Raw genomic sequence first — 16478 nt, 5'->3', positions numbered from 1 at the left:
CACATCTTTCGGGAAGCAGGAACCTCCGTAACCTATGCCTGGGTAAATAAATTTGTTACCGATACGCGCATCGCTGCCAATACCTTTACGCACCATGTTCACATCGGCACCCATAATTTCGCATAGGTTGGCGATGTCGTTCATGAAGCTGATTTTAGTCGCCAGCATGGCATTAGCGGCATATTTTGTCATTTCAGCAGACGGTACATCCATAAAAATGAGCGGGTGACCATTCATCAGGAATGGCTTGTAAAGTTTGGTCATCACATCTTCTGCTCTTTCAGAAGAAACACCTACTACAATACGGTCCGGCTTCAGGAAGTCCTCGATGGCGGCTCCTTCTTTCAGGAACTCTGGGTTAGAGGCAACATCGAAAGGAATGTTTACGCCACGTGCCTCCAGCGCCTCCTCAATGGCCTGACGCACTTTGTTGGCTGTACCTACCGGCACGGTGCTTTTAGTTACAACTACTGTATAATCGTTTATGTTCTGCCCAATGCTGCGCGCCACGGCCAACACATACTTCAAATCGGCACTACCGTCTTCACCCGGAGGTGTTCCTACAGCAATAAAGGCTACATCGCAGCCCTGTACACTTGCTGCCAGGTCAGTAGAAAAAGAAAGGCGCTCTTTCTGCGCGTTACGCAACACCATTTCTTCTAAGCCAGGCTCATATATAGGAAGTATTCCCTTCCGTAAGTTTTCGATTTTTGTAGTATCAATATCGATACAGGTTACATCTATACCTACTTCTGCAAAGCAGGTTCCGGTAACCAAGCCTACATAGCCAGTGCCAACTACAGCAATTTTCATATTAATGTCATTAGGTTGAAGTTACAAATTTAGAGTTATTTAGTATCTGTTGCATAAAATTTGCACAAAAAATATTCATTTTATATATAAATTTATTATTATCTGCCTATTTTTTACAACTAAAATACCTGAAATGCACTTAATTTAGCTTAAAACAGCGGTTTTGTTAGTTTTTAGTATATTAAATTCAGTAACAAAATATTATTCCGGAAGCCTCAGAAAAGTCAAACAACTGAGGTATTACCGACTATCTTAATATGAAATATAGCAAGAAGTTTTGAGAATACCGCCAATGCCTGAGAAGTTTAACCACTCCAGCACAACATGTTGCACATGTGCTTTCCCAAATTTTAAATTATGGCAGCAAGCGCTAAACAGCCTTGCCCTTGGCCGAAATCTTTAGGAATAGCTTCTGAAGGGCGTTTTCATTTGAATAATTGCGGCTGGTTGCTTGTCAGGTTATCGAATAGTAGATTTAAGATATCTGGAATTCACAACTTGGAATAAGCGTCGTCGTCGTTTTGGCTGGTTTGGCAACAGGTAAACAGGAAGCTTAATTATTTAAATGAAAACGCCCTCCAAAAGCTATTTTGAGTGTTTTGGTCTCAAGGGTCACAATGGGCTTGGTTCATTCAATATCCATTTCCGGTACCAAAACTGAAACACGACAACTGCCCAAAAGCGAGTGGCGGCGTGGCTGCCACCAGTTGCTACCTGCCTTTTAAGCTGCCGTAGCTGGTGCAGGTCAAAAATACCCTGGTCGGCAATAAACTCATCTGACACCAATTCTTGCAACAAAGCCATGGTGTCGCCTTGCCACAACGCCGACAGGGGCACTTCGAAACCTTTCTTTGGGCGCTTAAACAATTCTTCCGGCAACTGCTGCCGAAAAGTTTCTCTCAGTATTTTCTTCTGAACCGTACCGGCCACTTTAGAGGCAGCTGGCAATGCTCCTGCAAATTTCACGACCTTATGATCCAGAAAGGGGCTTCTTATTTCTATGCCGTTGGCCATACCCATCAGGTCGATCTTCACCAGCATGTCGTTGCCCAGCACCAGGTGCGTATCGGCGCAGAGCACTTTGTTCAGGTCAGGAGAAGCATTATCGAGGCAAGCCGTGAGCCTGCCTTTGCGGGCTCTGTAGAGCCTACCCGATGCCTCTAGTCTATTTCGTTCAGAAAGCAAAGCCAAGGCTTCTGCTTCGGTTTGCCAGGTTGCCCACAGCCAGTACCGCTCCTGCGCCGAAAGACGTGCTCCGGCAGCAAACCGATGAAACTGCCGGACCTTATTCGCCATAAAAGAATTCCTGGAGGATGGCAGCCTGCTCCACAGAAAATCGAGGGCTGTTACGGCTGTTGCTCCAAGGCCTGCCTCTAGTACCCGGTGCTCGGCCAGGTGCTTGTTGTAGCCACCAAATAGCTCGTCGGCACCATCGCCGGAGAGCACCACTTTTACCTGTTGGCTGGCCGCCTGGCTAAGTGCATAAACAGCCAGTGCAGAGGAGTCGGCAAACGGTTCGCTTAAGGAACGAAGCATGGGCAACAGGTACTCCTGCAGTTGCTGCGTGCTCAGACGGACTTCGGTGTGATTGGTTGCGAGTTTTTTGGCCACCAGCCTTGCATATTGGGTTTCGTCGAAATAGGGACTGTCGGTAAAACCAAGCGAGAAGGTCTGGAGTTGCGGGTTTAGTTTTGCGGCCAGCGCCACCACCACCGAAGAGTCGAGGCCACCGCTTAAGAAGGCTCCTACCGGCACATCGGCGGTCATGCGCTGCTGCACGGCTTGCTCCAGGAGCCTTTGCAGCTTTACCTGCTGCTGTGCGTATGGTAAGGACTTTTGGGTAGTAAGGTCGCCACCTAAAGGCGAGCGGAACCACACCTGCTCCTGCACCCTTCCGGCTCGTACCTGCAGCGCATGGCCCGGCAGTAGCTTTTTCACGCCTTGTAACATAGAGGCCGGAGCTGGTACATAGGTCAGTTGCAGGTATTGGTACAGCGAAGTAAGGTCAACTTCACGTGGAACACCCAAGGTTATGAGCGCACCCAGCTCAGAGCCAAACAAGAACCTGTCGGCATCCTTATAATAATAAAGAGGTTTTTCGCCATACCTGTCGCGGGCAAGAAAGAGCACCTCCTCGGCAGCATCATAAATGGCAAAAGAAAAAAAGCCCCGCATTCTTTTAAGGCAATCGGTGCCTTCCTTTTTAAATAGCTGCAGCACCACCTCCGTGTCGGAGTCGGTTCTAAAGTCGATTCCTGCAGCTTGCAGGTCTTTGCGCAAGGCTTTGTAATTGAATACTTCTCCATTATAAACAATGGTGAACCGGCCGGTGCTATCGGTCATGGGCTGGTCAGACTCTTTTCCGGTTCCTATAATAGCCAATCTGCGGCTGGCAAGGCCAACACGGCCTTTTACAAACAGACCGGCTGCATCTGGCCCACGGTGTGCCAGCACAGCAGAGGCAGCTGCCAGCTGGCGGTGCGCCTCCAAGCCCTTCTCAGAAAATGCAAAAACACCTGCTATGCCGCACATTACCTGTTACCCAATTGTTATAATCATGCTTTTACTCCTCATTTAACGCATTTATATCGTTCTAGAGCCTGAAGGTAGCTCTTTTCACGGAAAAACTACAACCTCGCACCGGGTATAAAGTATATCAGTTAGAATAACATTTGTTAGCTTATGAAATCACAGAAGGATTTAAGCGACCTTTCTTTCAGGATGGGCACGCTGAAGCTTGCCACCGGCACCTTGACGTATATAGATGAAGGAGCGGGCGCACCACTGGTTGTTGTGCACGGCACTCCCTCCTGGCCTTCGCTCTACCGGCCTTTGCTTAAGAAACTCAGCAGCCAGTATCGCTGCATCGTTATCGATTCCTTTGTTTCGGCGCAAACAGGTCAGCAGGAAGACTGGACCTACAACCCCAAAAGCCACACCCACCTGCTGACACAGCTCCTGCAGAGCCTGCACCTGAAGCACATGACGCTGCTCCTGCACAATGCTGGTACGCCCGCTGGCCTGGCCTACGCCATTCAGCAGGCAGATCGTGTTAAGAACCTTGTATTGCTGAACACCTCAAGCTGCACATTCTCTGGAAACAGGCAGCAGGCAGGCAGCAGCAACCGTCCTACCCTGCACCTGGGCAAACTGTTATACGCCCGTTTGCATGCTTTCAGGCCTACACTGGCTAAAAAACTGGCCAGCCAGCAGGGAGCGCGGCAAGTACCTGGTGCCGAGGAGCTAGCCGATATAACTGCCTGGTACAATGAGCAATGGAAAAACCGCCATACCATACAAGACATCACCACGCTGCTTCTTTGGGGTGAGTGCGACAAACTTACTTCCATGAAATCGCTGCAGAAGTGGAAACAATTTTTTCATGAGTGTTATGTAATCCATCTTGAGAACAGTACGTATTCATTAGAGGGAGGCAACATGGATGACATTGCTGGCTACCTGAAAAATTTTATGGTGGAAGAGCATAAAAAGCGTGAAACAATATCTTTGTCCGCCTAGCATACTGTATAACTTAATCAGACAAAAATTATGAACAAAGATAAAACACTGGAAGAAGCCGTTTTAAGGGCAAACCTCAGTACCGCCCAGGAAACACAGCAACAGGAGCACCTGATTAATATGGCAAACCTCGATCAGAACCATCGGTATGACGCCAAAGCACCTGTAAACGAATCGCACGTGAACCTGATGCAGGCATGGCAGAACCTGAGAGGTATGGACAGCGAACTACTTCAGAAAAACAGATTATCAGGTATATAACCCGTAGCTGTTCTGACAGCTTTGTAACTAAAATAAAAATTAGCAAACGCTGCCGCTGGTTTTTGGTGAAAATCGGCATTAGTTTAAAGCAACTTATTGGAACAGGTAATGCCTGAGGCAACCTATGCAGTACATTAATTTCGCCAATAAAGTAACCTTCCTTATCAGATCTATTGTTAAAGCAAGAACCGTGCACCACACCAGTTGCACGGTTCTTGCTTTATAACCCTTGGAGCTAAAAAACAACTTTTACTTTTGAAGGCCATTTTCATTAGAAAATTTTAAATATTCTAATATACCTAAACTTAAAACGGTTTGTAGAACTACGGAAAACAGGTATATAAACAGGCGTATATAGAGTCTTTGCTATAGTCTTACCCCTCTTCTTTACCTGAAGCCACATGACCCTTGGTGCTTACATAGCGCTAAAGCCTTTGGAAGGCCGAAATCATTTAAATAATTCTGACTAAACTCTGAAACACCTCCTGCTTATCAGGTTCTTTATCACGTGCTGCACCTACATAAGTAGGATACCAGTTCCAACACCTCACCACCTTCCCTCTAAGATAATCTGATAGAAGAAAACCCCCAAAAAAGCTAACTAACAATCATTTTTCCTTCTTTACGCTTATTTAACCCGGCTATTGGCAGTTTGGTAACGGAGTGGTAAAACCTGCACGCCGCACAGGTTCCTGCCTTATCTGAAAACCACCTGAAGCTACTTCTGCAGAGGAGGCAATACCTCCCAAGCCAACAGCGTTACACACATACCATGCTAGCTGTAATAGCTGTAGAATCGTGCACTTTTATACCTAAAACCGAGTGGCAAGCACGATTTATAATAATTTTTTCAGGGTAAAAAACGGCTTTACACCAGCTCCTGAGGTAAATAGAGAAGGCATTGAAAAATATTTCATTTTTTTAATGGGCAGTATTCTCTAAATTTATACTTCTTTTTATAATTTTGTATCAATTCTTGTTGGATGGACGCTTTGAGAAAATTTTTCACAACTTCTGGTATCTTATTGTTTTTCCTGATTTTAGTGGCAGCCTGCCAGTCATCGGGGCCAGTCTTCAGCAAACGAGGTGAAAATTATAAATCGGCCCGGCAAATTGCCCAGGAGAAAAGGCATGCCAAAAAGTCTGGCAACTATGCCGGCCGGACTAAGCAGGCACCCTCTTCCGGCTCTAAAGATCGCACCAGTCGCACCCGTATTCCAAAACGGGACGTAGACCAGAACATTGCCACTGTTATACAGACTGCCCGCTCCTACACCGGCACCCCCTACCGTTGGGGCGGCACCTCCCGCGTAGGCATGGACTGTTCCGGCCTGTTATGCACCTCTTTCGAGAGTATCGATGTTAAACTTCCCCGCACCTCCGAAGAACAAAGCCGATTTGGCAAAACAGTTCGAGTGAAAGAATTGAAGGAAGGCGATCTTGTATTTTTTGGAGCCTCTAAAAACAGCCGCGAAGTAACCCATGTGGGTATGGTAACAGAAGTTATCAGCAGCCAGGAAATACGGTTTATTCATGCCTCTACCAGCCTCGGCGTTATCGAAAACAACTTTTTCTCAGATCATTATCAGAAAATATTTATTAAGGCGGTTAGACCGCCTCTTTAGTTTAGTATTAAACCATCTTTTTGAACAGAGCTAACCCGATTCTGCCTATGATGTAAGCCTCCCCCGTCGTAACCGCAACCATCAACTCTTAACACTAACTTTACATTACACAATCGAACACTTACTAACTTTGTAAAAAAAACCTCTTTATGAAGAACATTTATCTAAGGATTGCCTTAGCATTGGCATTAATTTTACCTATTCAGCTCAGTTGGGGACAGGGAAGCACAACAGCTTCATTGAGCGGCGTTGTACGAGATAACAACGGTGAAGAACTTCCAGGTGCAACTGTTGTTGCAATCCACACACCAACTAATACCCAGTATGCCTCCCCAACTAACACCCAAGGTCGGTTTAATATTCAGAACATGCGTGTTGGAGGTCCTTACACTATCACTGTTTCCTTTGTTGGATTTCAAGATAGAGTTACTGAAAATATTTCTTTAACACTGGGCCAGACACTCAATCTAAATCTCACGCTGAACCCAAGCAGTTTATCTCTTAATCAGGTAGAAGTAGTAAGCGACCGAGATAACATTATAAATGGTAACAGAACAGGTGCCGCTACTACAATTAGATCTGAGCAAATCGCGACTTTACCTACAGTTTCTCGTCAAATTAACGATTTCGTTCGTTTGACTCCACAGGCTGATATTAAAGGTACTTCAATCTCAATTGCAGGTATCAACAACAGATTTAACCAGTTAACTATTGATGGTGCTGTAAGCAATGATGTATTCGGTCTTTCGGGTACAGGCACGAACGGTGGCAGCACAGGCACCTCCCCAATTTCATTAGACGCTATCGAGCAGTTCAATGTTCAGATAGCTCCTTTTGACGTTCGATTAGGTGGCTTTGCAGGTGGTGGTATCTCAGCAGTAACAAGATCAGGCACTAACGACTTTTCTGGTTCAGCTTATTACTTCACACGTAATCAAAATTTAGCAGGCAAAACTCCAGGAGGCTTACTCGGTGAAGGGCAATCAGGAACACGTTTTGCTGACTTTTCTGAAAAGCAATACGGCTTCCGTATCGGTGGTCCAATCATAAAAGACAAATTATTCTTTTTCTTAAATGCTGAGAAGACTTCAAGCACTACCCCTCGTAGCTTTGCTCCTGGTGAACCAAGCTCTGAAATTACACTTGAAGAAGCACAACGCGTTGCAGCTAGAGCATTAGCTTTAGGTTATGACCCAGGCTCATTTGGCGAGCAGAACGAAACTTCAGCATCTGAAAAGTTATTTGGTCGTTTAGATTGGAATCTATCTGAAAAACACAAACTTACTGCTCGCTATAGCTACACTTTTGGTGAAACAGTACAAATTAGCAGAACTCCACGCGCTCTTACTTTCTCTAATGGAGGCATCCTTAGGGAGAGTACAACCAATTCAGCTGTAATAGAACTTAACAGCCGTTTCTCGAACAGTATTTCTAACAACTTTGTTGCTGGTTATACAAGAGTAAGAGAACCACGAACAGCACCAGGAGCACCTTTCCCAAGAGTATTTATTGACTTAGGCGGTTCAAGAAGCATTTCATTAGGTACAGAAGCTTTTTCAACAGTAAACCAGCTTGACCAGAATATCTTTACACTTACCGATAACGTGACAATCTTTAAGGGTAAACATACCATTACCGTTGGTACTCACAATGAGTTGTATGATATGTATAATGCATTCATAGGCAATGCTTATGGTGATTACAGATTTACTAATTCTCCTGCAACTAATTTAAATCCAGCTACAAATTTACCTTATACTGCCATTGAAAACTTTGAAAGAGGAATAGCTAGCGGTTATACTTACCAGTATAGCAGAACATCTGACCCTAGAGAAGGAGCTAAATTTAAAGCAATGCAACTTGGCTTCTATGGTCAGGACGAGTTCCAGGTAACTGACAACCTGAATTTAACTGCAGGTCTTCGTTTAGACGTTCCAATCTACCTCGATGAGCCAATGGAAAACGAAGACTTCAATAATTCGGTACTGGCACAGCGTTATGATGTTAGAACTAATAGAATGCCTAAACCAGCATTTATGTGGTCTCCTCGTCTTGGATTTAACTGGGATGTAAAAGGTGATCGTACTACACAAGTAAGAGGTGGTACTGGTATTTTCACATCAAGATTTCCATTTGTATGGGCTGGCGGTGCGTTCACACAGTCAGGTGTGTTGCTTGATCAGAACAGACTTTCTACTGCAAATAATGCAGCTCCTGCTATAGCTTTTAATCCAGATCCGTTTAACCAGACGAAAAGAACAACAGTTTCTCAACCAGGTGGTAATATTACTGTTTTAGCTAGTGATTTTAAAGTTCCACAAATCTTCAGAACTAACATTGCTATTGATCAGCAACTACCACTAGGAGTAATAGGTACTGCAGAATTCTTGTATTCTAAAAACCTGAATTCATTTAATTTCAGAAATATCAACTTGGTTGAGCCTTCAGGCAATATGGAAGGAGCTGATAACAGAACTCTTTATCCAGCTACTAATACAAGAGTTCTTCCTAATTACACCGAAGTTGTATATATTGAGAACGTAAATAAAGGCTACTCCTGGACTGCAACAGCTCAACTTCAGAAATCCTTTGAGAATGGCTTCTATGGTTCATTAGCTTATTCTTACACAGAATCTAAAGATTTAAACCCAGGTACTTCATCGCAAAACCAATCTAACTATTACAGAGTAGCATCAGTTAATGGTTCTAATAACCTTACAGTTGGTAACTCCCCGTTTAATGTAGGTAGCAGAATAGTAGGTGCTGTATCTTATAGAAAAGAATATCTTTCAAAATTAGCAACTGCCGTTTCTTTATTCTACACAGGCCAGTCTGGAACACCTTTCTCTTATACTGTAAGAGGAGATCTTAATAGATCTACTTTCAGTACCTCTACTAGCGATTATGTAAGCTTGATTTATATTCCTAGAGATGCTAGTGAAATTAGATTTGCAGGAACTGATGCTGAGCAAGCTGCACAATGGGCTGCATTCAACACCTTCATTGAGAACAACGAATACTTGGCAGACAGAAGAGGTCAATATGCAGAGAGGAATGGGGTTAGAACTCCATTTACCCATCAATTCGACGTTAAACTTTCTCAGGACATTTTTACAGATATAGCTGGTAAGCGTAATACGCTTCAGTTTACTATAGACATCCTGAATGTAGGCAACCTGATCAATAAAAATTGGGGTGAACGTTATGGTTATGGCTCATCTTACTTCGATAATACATTCCAAATTTTGGATCTTGATCGTTTCGAAGGCAATACACCTGTTTATAAATTTGCTCGCAGAGGCACAGATTTACCTTACACAATTTCTGATGCACCAATAGGTGGTTCTAGGTGGGTAGGTCAGATAGGCTTACGTTATATATTCAACTAAGAAGCGTAGATAAACTGAAAATAAAAAAGGCGGGGAACATTTCCCGCCTTTTTTATTTTCAGAAATTTAAGGTAGCTATTTTGGAATCAGAAAATTTGTTCTATTTTTGCATCACAAACAAGGGGGATTAGCTCAGCTGGCTAGAGCGCTTGCATGGCATGCAAGAGGTCATCGGTTCGACTCCGATATTCTCCACTTTGATAATCAAGCACTTACAGGATAAAACCGGTAAGTGCTTTTTTGTTGGTACATACAAAGTACATACAAGCAGGTTTAATCTTGTAACAGAGTATCATGAGTAAACAATAAAAAAACATTCCTTAAATTCTTAAACAGCACATCATGAAATTAAATTTTTTATTCCTTCTGTTTGTTTTATTTTCCTGTTCAACAGATAAAGATGAAGTCGAGCCAGATCAAAAAATCAACGAAAAAAAAGCGAAGGAACAAATTATAGGAACCTGGGCAATTCAAGGCAATACAACCCTTTATTATGATAACTCTGGAGGCTTGCTTCATGCAGCAAGCCGTGGCACAGGATACCACCCTTATACATTTACTAGTACAACAAGAAGCAATTCTTTTTGGATAGAAGGAGCATTTATTAGAGACGAACTGCCATACACTATTTATACAGAAGACGGCAAGGTGCTAATAAGGCTAGGTGATGGGCCAAATGAAAATATTAATGAAATAACATATATGGACTCAAAGGAAATGGTTTGGAGGCAAGAAGCTTCTAATGCAGAATACTTTCTCAATTCAAGGACCGAGGTGGCAGCTAAATCAGTTTGGAACCAGATTTATAGAAGGGTAGAGTAATGTACGACAAGGTAGCAGTAGCACCTCTGATAGTGGGACTTCTACCTACAGCCATTGACAAAATAGCCAGGGTAGCCACAGACGACCCTGCTAGGGAGAGGGCCGCAGCTAACATAGAAGCGGGAATGCGGAAGGCTATAGGCGCTCCCAGTCCGGTACGGTAAGTGCGGTATCAGTTGAATAATATTTTTGCACTCGCTTGTGCGTAACTCGTACCCTGATAGGATAAGTCCCGTTTTTGTTAGGCTTCCTGGTATCCAGAAGAGCAACTATTTTAACTCCCTATTTAAGGCTATATTCAAACATGCTGCAGCTGCTAAAAGTATGTACTTTAAAAATATAACATACAAAGTACATACAAATATAGCGAATTCATGAAAATTAAAGAAATCTAATGCAAGATAAAAACAGCTAAAACATACACGTAATGCACATATTAAGCACTTTTGAAATCATGTATAAACTGCTGAAAAAGCTATAGTCCTGCATGGCATGCAAGAGGTTATCGGTTCGACTCCGATATGCTCCACACCAGGCTCACAGAAATGTGAGCCTTTTTTATGCCACCCTACCTATCCGGCACAAGCAGGTTTTCTGATACAAACCAGGGTCTAGACTTCTGCAATCTTACAACCTTTGCCAATCTGATGAGAAAACCATATGGCTAATACGGCTTAAATTATTTAAACGAAAATACCCTTCAAAAGCATTTTCACTTAAAAAGACTCAAGGGTCTCCAGCACAGAATAGCAAAAAATACCTCCTGTAGCTGCGGTTAGGCACAGCTACAGGAGGTATAATTCTGGCTTTTAAGAAATAGTGCTCTGCTGTTTACACAAACAAACCTTCCACCGACAGGTAACGCTCACCGGTATCGTAGCAGAAGGTAAGGATGCGGGAGCCGGCCGGAACTTCGCTTTCTACCTTCTGGGCCACGGCAGCCAACGACGACCCAGACGAAATGCCCATAAAGATGCCTTCTTCGGCAGCAGCCCGGCGTGTGTAGTCAAATGCCTCCTCCGGCTTCACCTGTATAATGCCATCGAGTATAGAGGTATCCAGAATAGAGGGAATAAAGCCAGCTCCTATCCCTTGAATCGGATGTGGGCCAGGTTGTCCGCCGCTCAGGACCGGTGAGGCAGCAGGCTCAACTGCATACACCTTCAGGTTCGGGAACTTCGCTTTCAGCACCTTGGCAACGCCAGTTATGTGGCCGCCAGTACCTACACCCGTAATCATGTAATCAAAGCCTTCCGGAAAATCGGCCAGAATTTCCTGCGCTGTGGTTTCGTAGTGAATCTTCGTGTTGGCCTCATTATCGAACTGCATCGGCATCCAGGCATTTTCGTTTTCAGCGGCCAGCTCTCGGGCTCGTTCTATGGCACCTTTCATGCCTTTTTCGCGAGGCGTGAGCTCCATTTTGGCGCCATAAGCAGCCATTTGCCGTCTACGCTCAATCGACATAGATTCCGGCATAACTAATATAAGTTCATACCCCTTTACGGCGGCAACCATAGCCAGACCTACTCCTGTATTGCCCGATGTAGGCTCTACAATAATACTGCCTTGGTGTAGCAAGCCTCTCTGTTCGGCATCTTCTATCATCGCAAGCGCTATCCGGTCTTTAATACTACCGCCGGGGTTGCTCCGCTCCATCTTCACCCATACCTCTACATCCTTCTTATATAGCTTATTAATTCGTACAACAGGCGTATTGCCTATGGTTCCCAGAATGCTCGTAGCTTTCATGTGTATGTAGTTAAATTGAATAATTTATTACTTCTGCAGGGCCAGCTGAACGGCTGACTTTAATCTGTGGATTATGGTAAACCCGCGAGTACGGTGGCACACTCTCTGTTAGCCATACGTTACCGCCTATAATACTGTTTGCCCCTATTACGGTGTTGCCTCCTAAAATAGTAGCGCCGGCATAAATAACTACATTATGCTCTATGGTTGGGTGCCGCTTTGTAAAAGCCATGGCTTTGTCTACACTCATGGCTCCTAAGGTTACACCCTGGTAAATTTTAACGTTGTTTCCGATAATGGCTGTTTCGCCTATTACGACACCGGTGCCATGGTCTATGCAAAAGTGAGAGCCGATGTTGGCGCCCGGGTGCACATCTATGCCGGTTTTGGCATGCGCGTACTCCGACAGCACCCGTGGCAGCAATGGTATCTGGAGACGGTAGAGCACGTGTGCAAGGCGGTAAAACACCACCGCCCTAAAGCCAGGGTACGTCCTGATCACTTCGTTTAAGTTGCGGGCTGCAGGGTCGCCATCCAGAATAGCAGAGGCATCCTGCAGCATGAGCTGGTGTATCTGTGGCAAACGCTCCATAAGGGCATTTGTTAACACTTTGGCAGGTGCCGGCAGATCAGGTTGCATACCCGAGAGCAGCCGGTGCAGCTCCTTTTTTAAACTCTTGGCATAGGCCTTCAGCTCCTCCGGGCTATTGAACTGGCGCTCCGATAACGACGGAAAAAGCAGTTGCACCACTCCCTCTATCAGCTGGCAAATAGCTGTATCAGACACCTGGTGTTGCGCCTTCTGATGCTCGTGGTATAAATAATCAAGAAAAGCAGTATTCATATAAGTTACTTTGCCAGCGCCTGCCAGCCTCAATTTCAGTCGGTAAGATACAAAAAAGAGAACTCCTAACGAAGTTCTCCTATAAAACCAGGCAATAACAAACCGGGTGCCCCTGCTGCACTACCTTAGCTGACGAACAGCATGCTGAACGAACGTACATTAGGCTATTATAAACGAAATACGCCTCATAACAAAAAGGCTATGAGGCGTGTGCTGCAATAGTTAAGAGCTATTTATATAGTGCTACGCTTCATCCTGGCTGATAAAACATAATAATGATCTGAAAAACATAAATACTTTAGGATACATGGTACGCTTATAGTTAGATGTTTATTAAATGATTTAGTTACTCGCGGCAGTCAGCTTAAATGCTAATAGCTTCGCCTTTTGCTGTTGTTCACACTCCAGAACACCTCTCACAGGTACTACTTCTTTTCAGGTTTCCGGTGTTCAGTTTGGCCGCTCCATGTGTATTCGTAACAGACAGATTAAAGGTTTTAGATATTCATTAATTTTACGTTAAAATTTAAAGCTCAAAGTTTTATGTGGCTTATGCTACCGATTAGGCGAATTGCAGGCAAATAGCAATAACCCTGAAAAAACGTGTGGTACCATTTCTAAATTAAGCATTTCGCTTTTGTTGAATATAAAGATTTTACCAAGCCGCCCTTGTTCTGCACCACCAGCGGTGCTAAAACAACAGAAAAAGCCACAACCCGGCTCACTTACGGAAACAAAGCAAATGCAGATGTAGGTAACCAGAAAAAAATTTTGCTATGCAGGGAAGCAAATAAAGGCCAAAGGCTACAACCTGTTAAGCCTTAGCTTCTTTTGCAAAAAGCATCAGGTAAAAAAAAGCCAGGCCCGCAGCTGCTGCACCTGAAAAAAACACGGCCGGGAAATTAGAAGCCTGGTTATTATAGATCCAGCCGGACGTAAGGGCACCTATGCCAATACCTGCCTCCATGGCGATGTACATGGTTGCCATGGCCCTACCCCTGTGGGCTTCGTGGCTCAGGTCTATGGTCCACGCAAAAACGGTGGGAGAATTCATGCCGGAGGCGATGCCAAAAATGGCCGCTGCCGTAAGTAAATCGAACATAGATGTAGCAAGCCCCAGCCATACCAGGGCCAGCACAAGCACAGCAGCGCTTACTTTTAAAATGGTAACCCGCCCGTATTTATCTGAAATTTTTCCTGCCAGAAATCGTACGGCCAACGAAGAGAGCGTGAAACTTGTAAAAAAAAGGCCTTTGTTCTGTATGCCCAGGTGCTCACTAAAATCGGGCACGACAGTAAGAATAATTCCAAACGAGAAAATAGTGAAGAACATCACCACCGACGGACTTAGCACACGCGGCTCCAGCACCTCGTTTCTACCTATTTTCAGCAGCCTCAGCTTAAATTGCTGCGGTGCAGGCAAGGTTTCGGGCATGCGGCCTACAACAGCCACTGCCAGAAAAGCCATGGCAGAAGAGGCATAAAACATCACATCGAGTGAGTAGAAATTGGCAATAGCTCCTCCTATAGCTGGTCCGGCTGCCATACCCAGGCTACCTGCCAGCCCCAGCATACCCGTTGCCTCCCCGCGCCTGTTCACCGGAGTAATATCGGCTACATAGGCTGCAATGCCAGTTGGCGTAAACCCCGTAGAAAAACCGTGCACAAAACGCAGCAACAGAAAAGCCGCCACAGAACCAGTTAGTGGGTACAAAAAACCACAGGCCAGGCATACCACTCCTCCTGCCACCATCACCGGAATGCGCCCAACTTTATCAGCCAGTTTACCGCTAAATGGCCTCGACAAGCCTGCTGTAAGCGTGAACAGCGCAATAATTAACCCTTTATATGCTTCTCCGCCAAGGCTGCTCAGGTAGTTAGGCAGCTCCGGTATAATCATGTTAAAGCTGGCAAAAAACAGGAAAGAACTTAAGCAGAGCAACCCGAATTGTAAGCCGTACACCCGCAAAGTCTTTTCTGCTATCTGCTCCATAATGCCCGCAAATGTAGCCATTTTCACAGAATTGCAACCCTTGACTATTATTCAATCAAAAATCTTTGGAAGGCTGTTTTGATTAGAATAATTGAATAATCTGCTGATGGATTAATGCGCTGATGTGCTAATAAAATCCTCGGAATAGAAGCTTCCCTTTACTTGCTTCACTAAGATATTAAATCAAAAAGTATGCGTTATTACCGAAAGCGCATGTGCCAGAAAATATCGGCTCTTACATCCTGTACTAACTATTTCATGGAGCATCAGGGCACCGGGTCATAGCCACTGCCGCCCCAGGGATGGCATCGGCCAATACGTTTTAGCCCCATCCAACCGCCTTTAAAGGGACCATACTTTTTAATGGCCTGCACGGCGTAAGTAGAACAAGTGGGCGTGTAGCGGCAACTCGCTGGCGTAATAGGCGAAATCAGGTGCTGGTATACCCAGATAATTCCAAGAAATAGTTTTTGTATAAGCCAGGTCATAAACAAATTAGCTTTAATGTACTGCCAGCACCCTAAACCACTAAATTACAAAAAAGGCGTTGGAAGGCCATTTTCATTTGAATAATCTGGCGATTCGCCTCCTGACTAGCGGTATGAATGGGCTGAAACTTAAAACCCCTCCTACTCCTTCCTTTCCAACTAACCATTAATGCACAGTTTTTGTTATTTTTGCCTGTACAAACTACATCGTAAGAAATAATATGTTCAAAAAAATCCTTTCACTCCTGATTCTGGTCTCGCTGAGCCTGCCTTTCGGGGCTAAGGCAGATGAGGGCATGTGGCTCCCGCTGCTCATAAAGCGGCTAAACCACACCGATATGCAAAAGCAGGGCCTGCAACTAACGGCCGAAGAGATCTACAGCGTTAACAACTCCAGCCTGAAAGATGCGATCGTGCAGTTCGGCGGTTTCTGTACCGGCGAGTTCGTTTCTGCGGAAGGCTTGCTCCTGACCAACCACCACTGCGGCTACAGCGCCATACAGTCGCACTCCAGTACCGAAAACGACTACCTGACCGATGGTTTCTGGGCCAAGTCGAAAGAGCAGGAACTGTCGAACCCCAGCTTGTTCGTAGACATTCTGGTGCGCATGGAAGACGTGACAGCACAGGTGCTGGAAGGCATCAACAACAACACCTCTGAGCAGGAGCGTGCCCAGAAGGTAGGGCAGCGTGTGCAAGCCATTGCCAAAGAAGCCAGCAGCAACGGGCAGTACGTGAGCTATGTGCGTGACTTTTTTAACGGAAACGAATATTACATGTTTGTGTATGAGCGCTTCACAGATGTTCGTCTGGTGGGTGCTCCCCCTTCTTCTGTAGGCAAATACGGCGGCGACACCGATAACTGGATGTGGCCCCGCCACACCGGCGACTTTGCCATGTTCCGTGTATATATGGCTCCCGACGGCAAGCCGGCCACTTACAGCCAGAACAATGTGCCTTATAAGCCAAAACATT

The 16478-nt window shown here is 45.0% G+C and carries 13 protein-coding genes and 1 tRNA gene; 7 read left to right on the top strand and 7 right to left on the bottom strand.

The window, feature by feature from the left end; translation table 11 throughout:
- Together FVR03_RS21155 and asnB are read right to left on the bottom strand one after the other, a co-directional pair.
- Window positions 1-813 (bottom strand): UDP-glucose dehydrogenase family protein (locus tag FVR03_RS21155; protein WP_147923767.1); only part of this gene is annotated, 813 nt, incomplete at its 3' end.
- 612 nt (window positions 814-1425) lie between these two features.
- Window positions 1426-3345: an asparagine synthase (glutamine-hydrolyzing) gene (gene asnB, locus FVR03_RS21150; protein ID WP_147923766.1), complete on the bottom strand. Its 1920-nt coding sequence runs from the start codon at window positions 3343-3345 to the stop codon at window positions 1426-1428.
- Window positions 3346-3495: 150 nt separating this feature from the next.
- On the opposite strand from asnB, the gene FVR03_RS21145 reads away from it, so the two are divergent.
- From FVR03_RS21145 to FVR03_RS21120, 6 genes are all read left to right on the top strand, one after another.
- Window positions 3496-4332 (top strand): alpha/beta fold hydrolase, encoded by an 837-nt coding sequence (locus FVR03_RS21145; RefSeq protein WP_147923765.1) that lies wholly within the window; start codon window positions 3496-3498, stop codon window positions 4330-4332.
- Between the two features lie 30 nt (window positions 4333-4362).
- On the top strand, window positions 4363-4593 hold the full coding sequence (locus FVR03_RS21140) for a hypothetical protein (RefSeq protein WP_147923764.1): 231 nt from the start codon (window positions 4363-4365) through the stop codon (window positions 4591-4593).
- Between the two features lie 992 nt (window positions 4594-5585).
- Window positions 5586-6218 carry a C40 family peptidase gene (locus FVR03_RS21135; RefSeq protein WP_255474339.1) on the top strand — a complete coding sequence of 211 codons (633 nt, stop codon included), beginning with the start codon at window positions 5586-5588 and terminating at the stop codon, window positions 6216-6218.
- 149 nt (window positions 6219-6367) lie between these two features.
- Window positions 6368-9607 carry a TonB-dependent receptor gene (locus FVR03_RS21130; protein WP_147923763.1) on the top strand — a complete coding sequence of 1080 codons (3240 nt, stop codon included), beginning with the start codon at window positions 6368-6370 and terminating at the stop codon, window positions 9605-9607.
- A 121-nt stretch (window positions 9608-9728) separates the two neighbouring features.
- Window positions 9729-9802, top strand: a tRNA-Ala gene (locus FVR03_RS21125).
- 147 nt (window positions 9803-9949) lie between these two features.
- Window positions 9950-10429 (top strand): hypothetical protein, encoded by a 480-nt coding sequence (locus tag FVR03_RS21120; protein ID WP_147923762.1) that lies wholly within the window; start codon window positions 9950-9952, stop codon window positions 10427-10429.
- A 135-nt stretch (window positions 10430-10564) separates the two neighbouring features.
- Here the strand turns inward: FVR03_RS21120 and FVR03_RS25250 are convergent, their stop codons facing one another.
- From FVR03_RS25250 to yidD, 5 genes are all read right to left on the bottom strand, one after another.
- Complete coding sequence (locus tag FVR03_RS25250; RefSeq protein ID WP_369410472.1) at window positions 10565-10690, bottom strand: Arm DNA-binding domain-containing protein; 126 nt, start codon at window positions 10688-10690, stop codon at window positions 10565-10567.
- A gap of 570 nt (window positions 10691-11260) precedes the next feature.
- The gene (gene cysK / locus FVR03_RS21110; protein WP_147923761.1) at window positions 11261-12178 is read right to left on the bottom strand and encodes a cysteine synthase A; all 918 of its coding nucleotides are present in this window, start codon (window positions 12176-12178) and stop codon (window positions 11261-11263) included.
- A gap of 10 nt (window positions 12179-12188) precedes the next feature.
- The gene (gene epsC / locus FVR03_RS21105) at window positions 12189-13022 is read right to left on the bottom strand and encodes a serine O-acetyltransferase EpsC (protein ID WP_147923760.1); all 834 of its coding nucleotides are present in this window, start codon (window positions 13020-13022) and stop codon (window positions 12189-12191) included.
- Window positions 13023-13836: 814 nt separating this feature from the next.
- Window positions 13837-15036, bottom strand: coding sequence for an MFS transporter (locus FVR03_RS21100; RefSeq protein WP_255474338.1), 1200 nt, complete (start codon window positions 15034-15036; stop codon window positions 13837-13839).
- A gap of 245 nt (window positions 15037-15281) precedes the next feature.
- A complete protein-coding gene (gene yidD, locus FVR03_RS21095; protein ID WP_147923759.1) occupies window positions 15282-15503 on the bottom strand; it encodes a membrane protein insertion efficiency factor YidD in 222 nt (73 codons plus the stop codon).
- 221 nt (window positions 15504-15724) lie between these two features.
- Between yidD and FVR03_RS21090 the strand changes: the two genes are divergently transcribed.
- Window positions 15725-16478, top strand: a 754-nt coding sequence (locus FVR03_RS21090; protein WP_255474337.1) for a S46 family peptidase, incomplete at its 3' end; no start/stop codon positions are given.

The organism is Pontibacter qinzhouensis, from assembly GCF_008017455.1.
In the GTDB taxonomy this organism is placed as follows: domain Bacteria; phylum Bacteroidota; class Bacteroidia; order Cytophagales; family Hymenobacteraceae; genus Pontibacter; species Pontibacter qinzhouensis.
The sequence above is the reverse complement of the archived record's forward strand: the minus strand, read 5'-3'. Positions and strand labels throughout refer to the sequence as shown.

Bases quoted from the DNA above. Each gene is read 5' to 3' on its own strand.
- asnB (WP_147923766.1), bottom strand. From the start codon at position 3,345: ATGTGCGGCATAGCAGGTGTTTTTGCATTTTCTGAGAAGGGCTTGGAG.
- FVR03_RS21145 (WP_147923765.1), top strand. From the start codon at position 3,496: ATGAAATCACAGAAGGATTTAAGCGACCTTTCTTTCAGGATGGGCACG.
- FVR03_RS21140 (WP_147923764.1), top strand. From the start codon at position 4,363: ATGAACAAAGATAAAACACTGGAAGAAGCCGTTTTAAGGGCAAACCTC.
- FVR03_RS21130 (WP_147923763.1), top strand. From the start codon at position 6,368: ATGAAGAACATTTATCTAAGGATTGCCTTAGCATTGGCATTAATTTTA.
- FVR03_RS21120 (WP_147923762.1), top strand. From the start codon at position 9,950: ATGAAATTAAATTTTTTATTCCTTCTGTTTGTTTTATTTTCCTGTTCA.
- cysK (WP_147923761.1), bottom strand. From the start codon at position 12,178: ATGAAAGCTACGAGCATTCTGGGAACCATAGGCAATACGCCTGTTGTA.
- epsC (WP_147923760.1), bottom strand. From the start codon at position 13,022: ATGAATACTGCTTTTCTTGATTATTTATACCACGAGCATCAGAAGGCG.
- FVR03_RS21100 (WP_255474338.1), bottom strand. From the start codon at position 15,036: ATGGCTACATTTGCGGGCATTATGGAGCAGATAGCAGAAAAGACTTTG.
- yidD (WP_147923759.1), bottom strand. From the start codon at position 15,503: ATGACCTGGCTTATACAAAAACTATTTCTTGGAATTATCTGGGTATAC.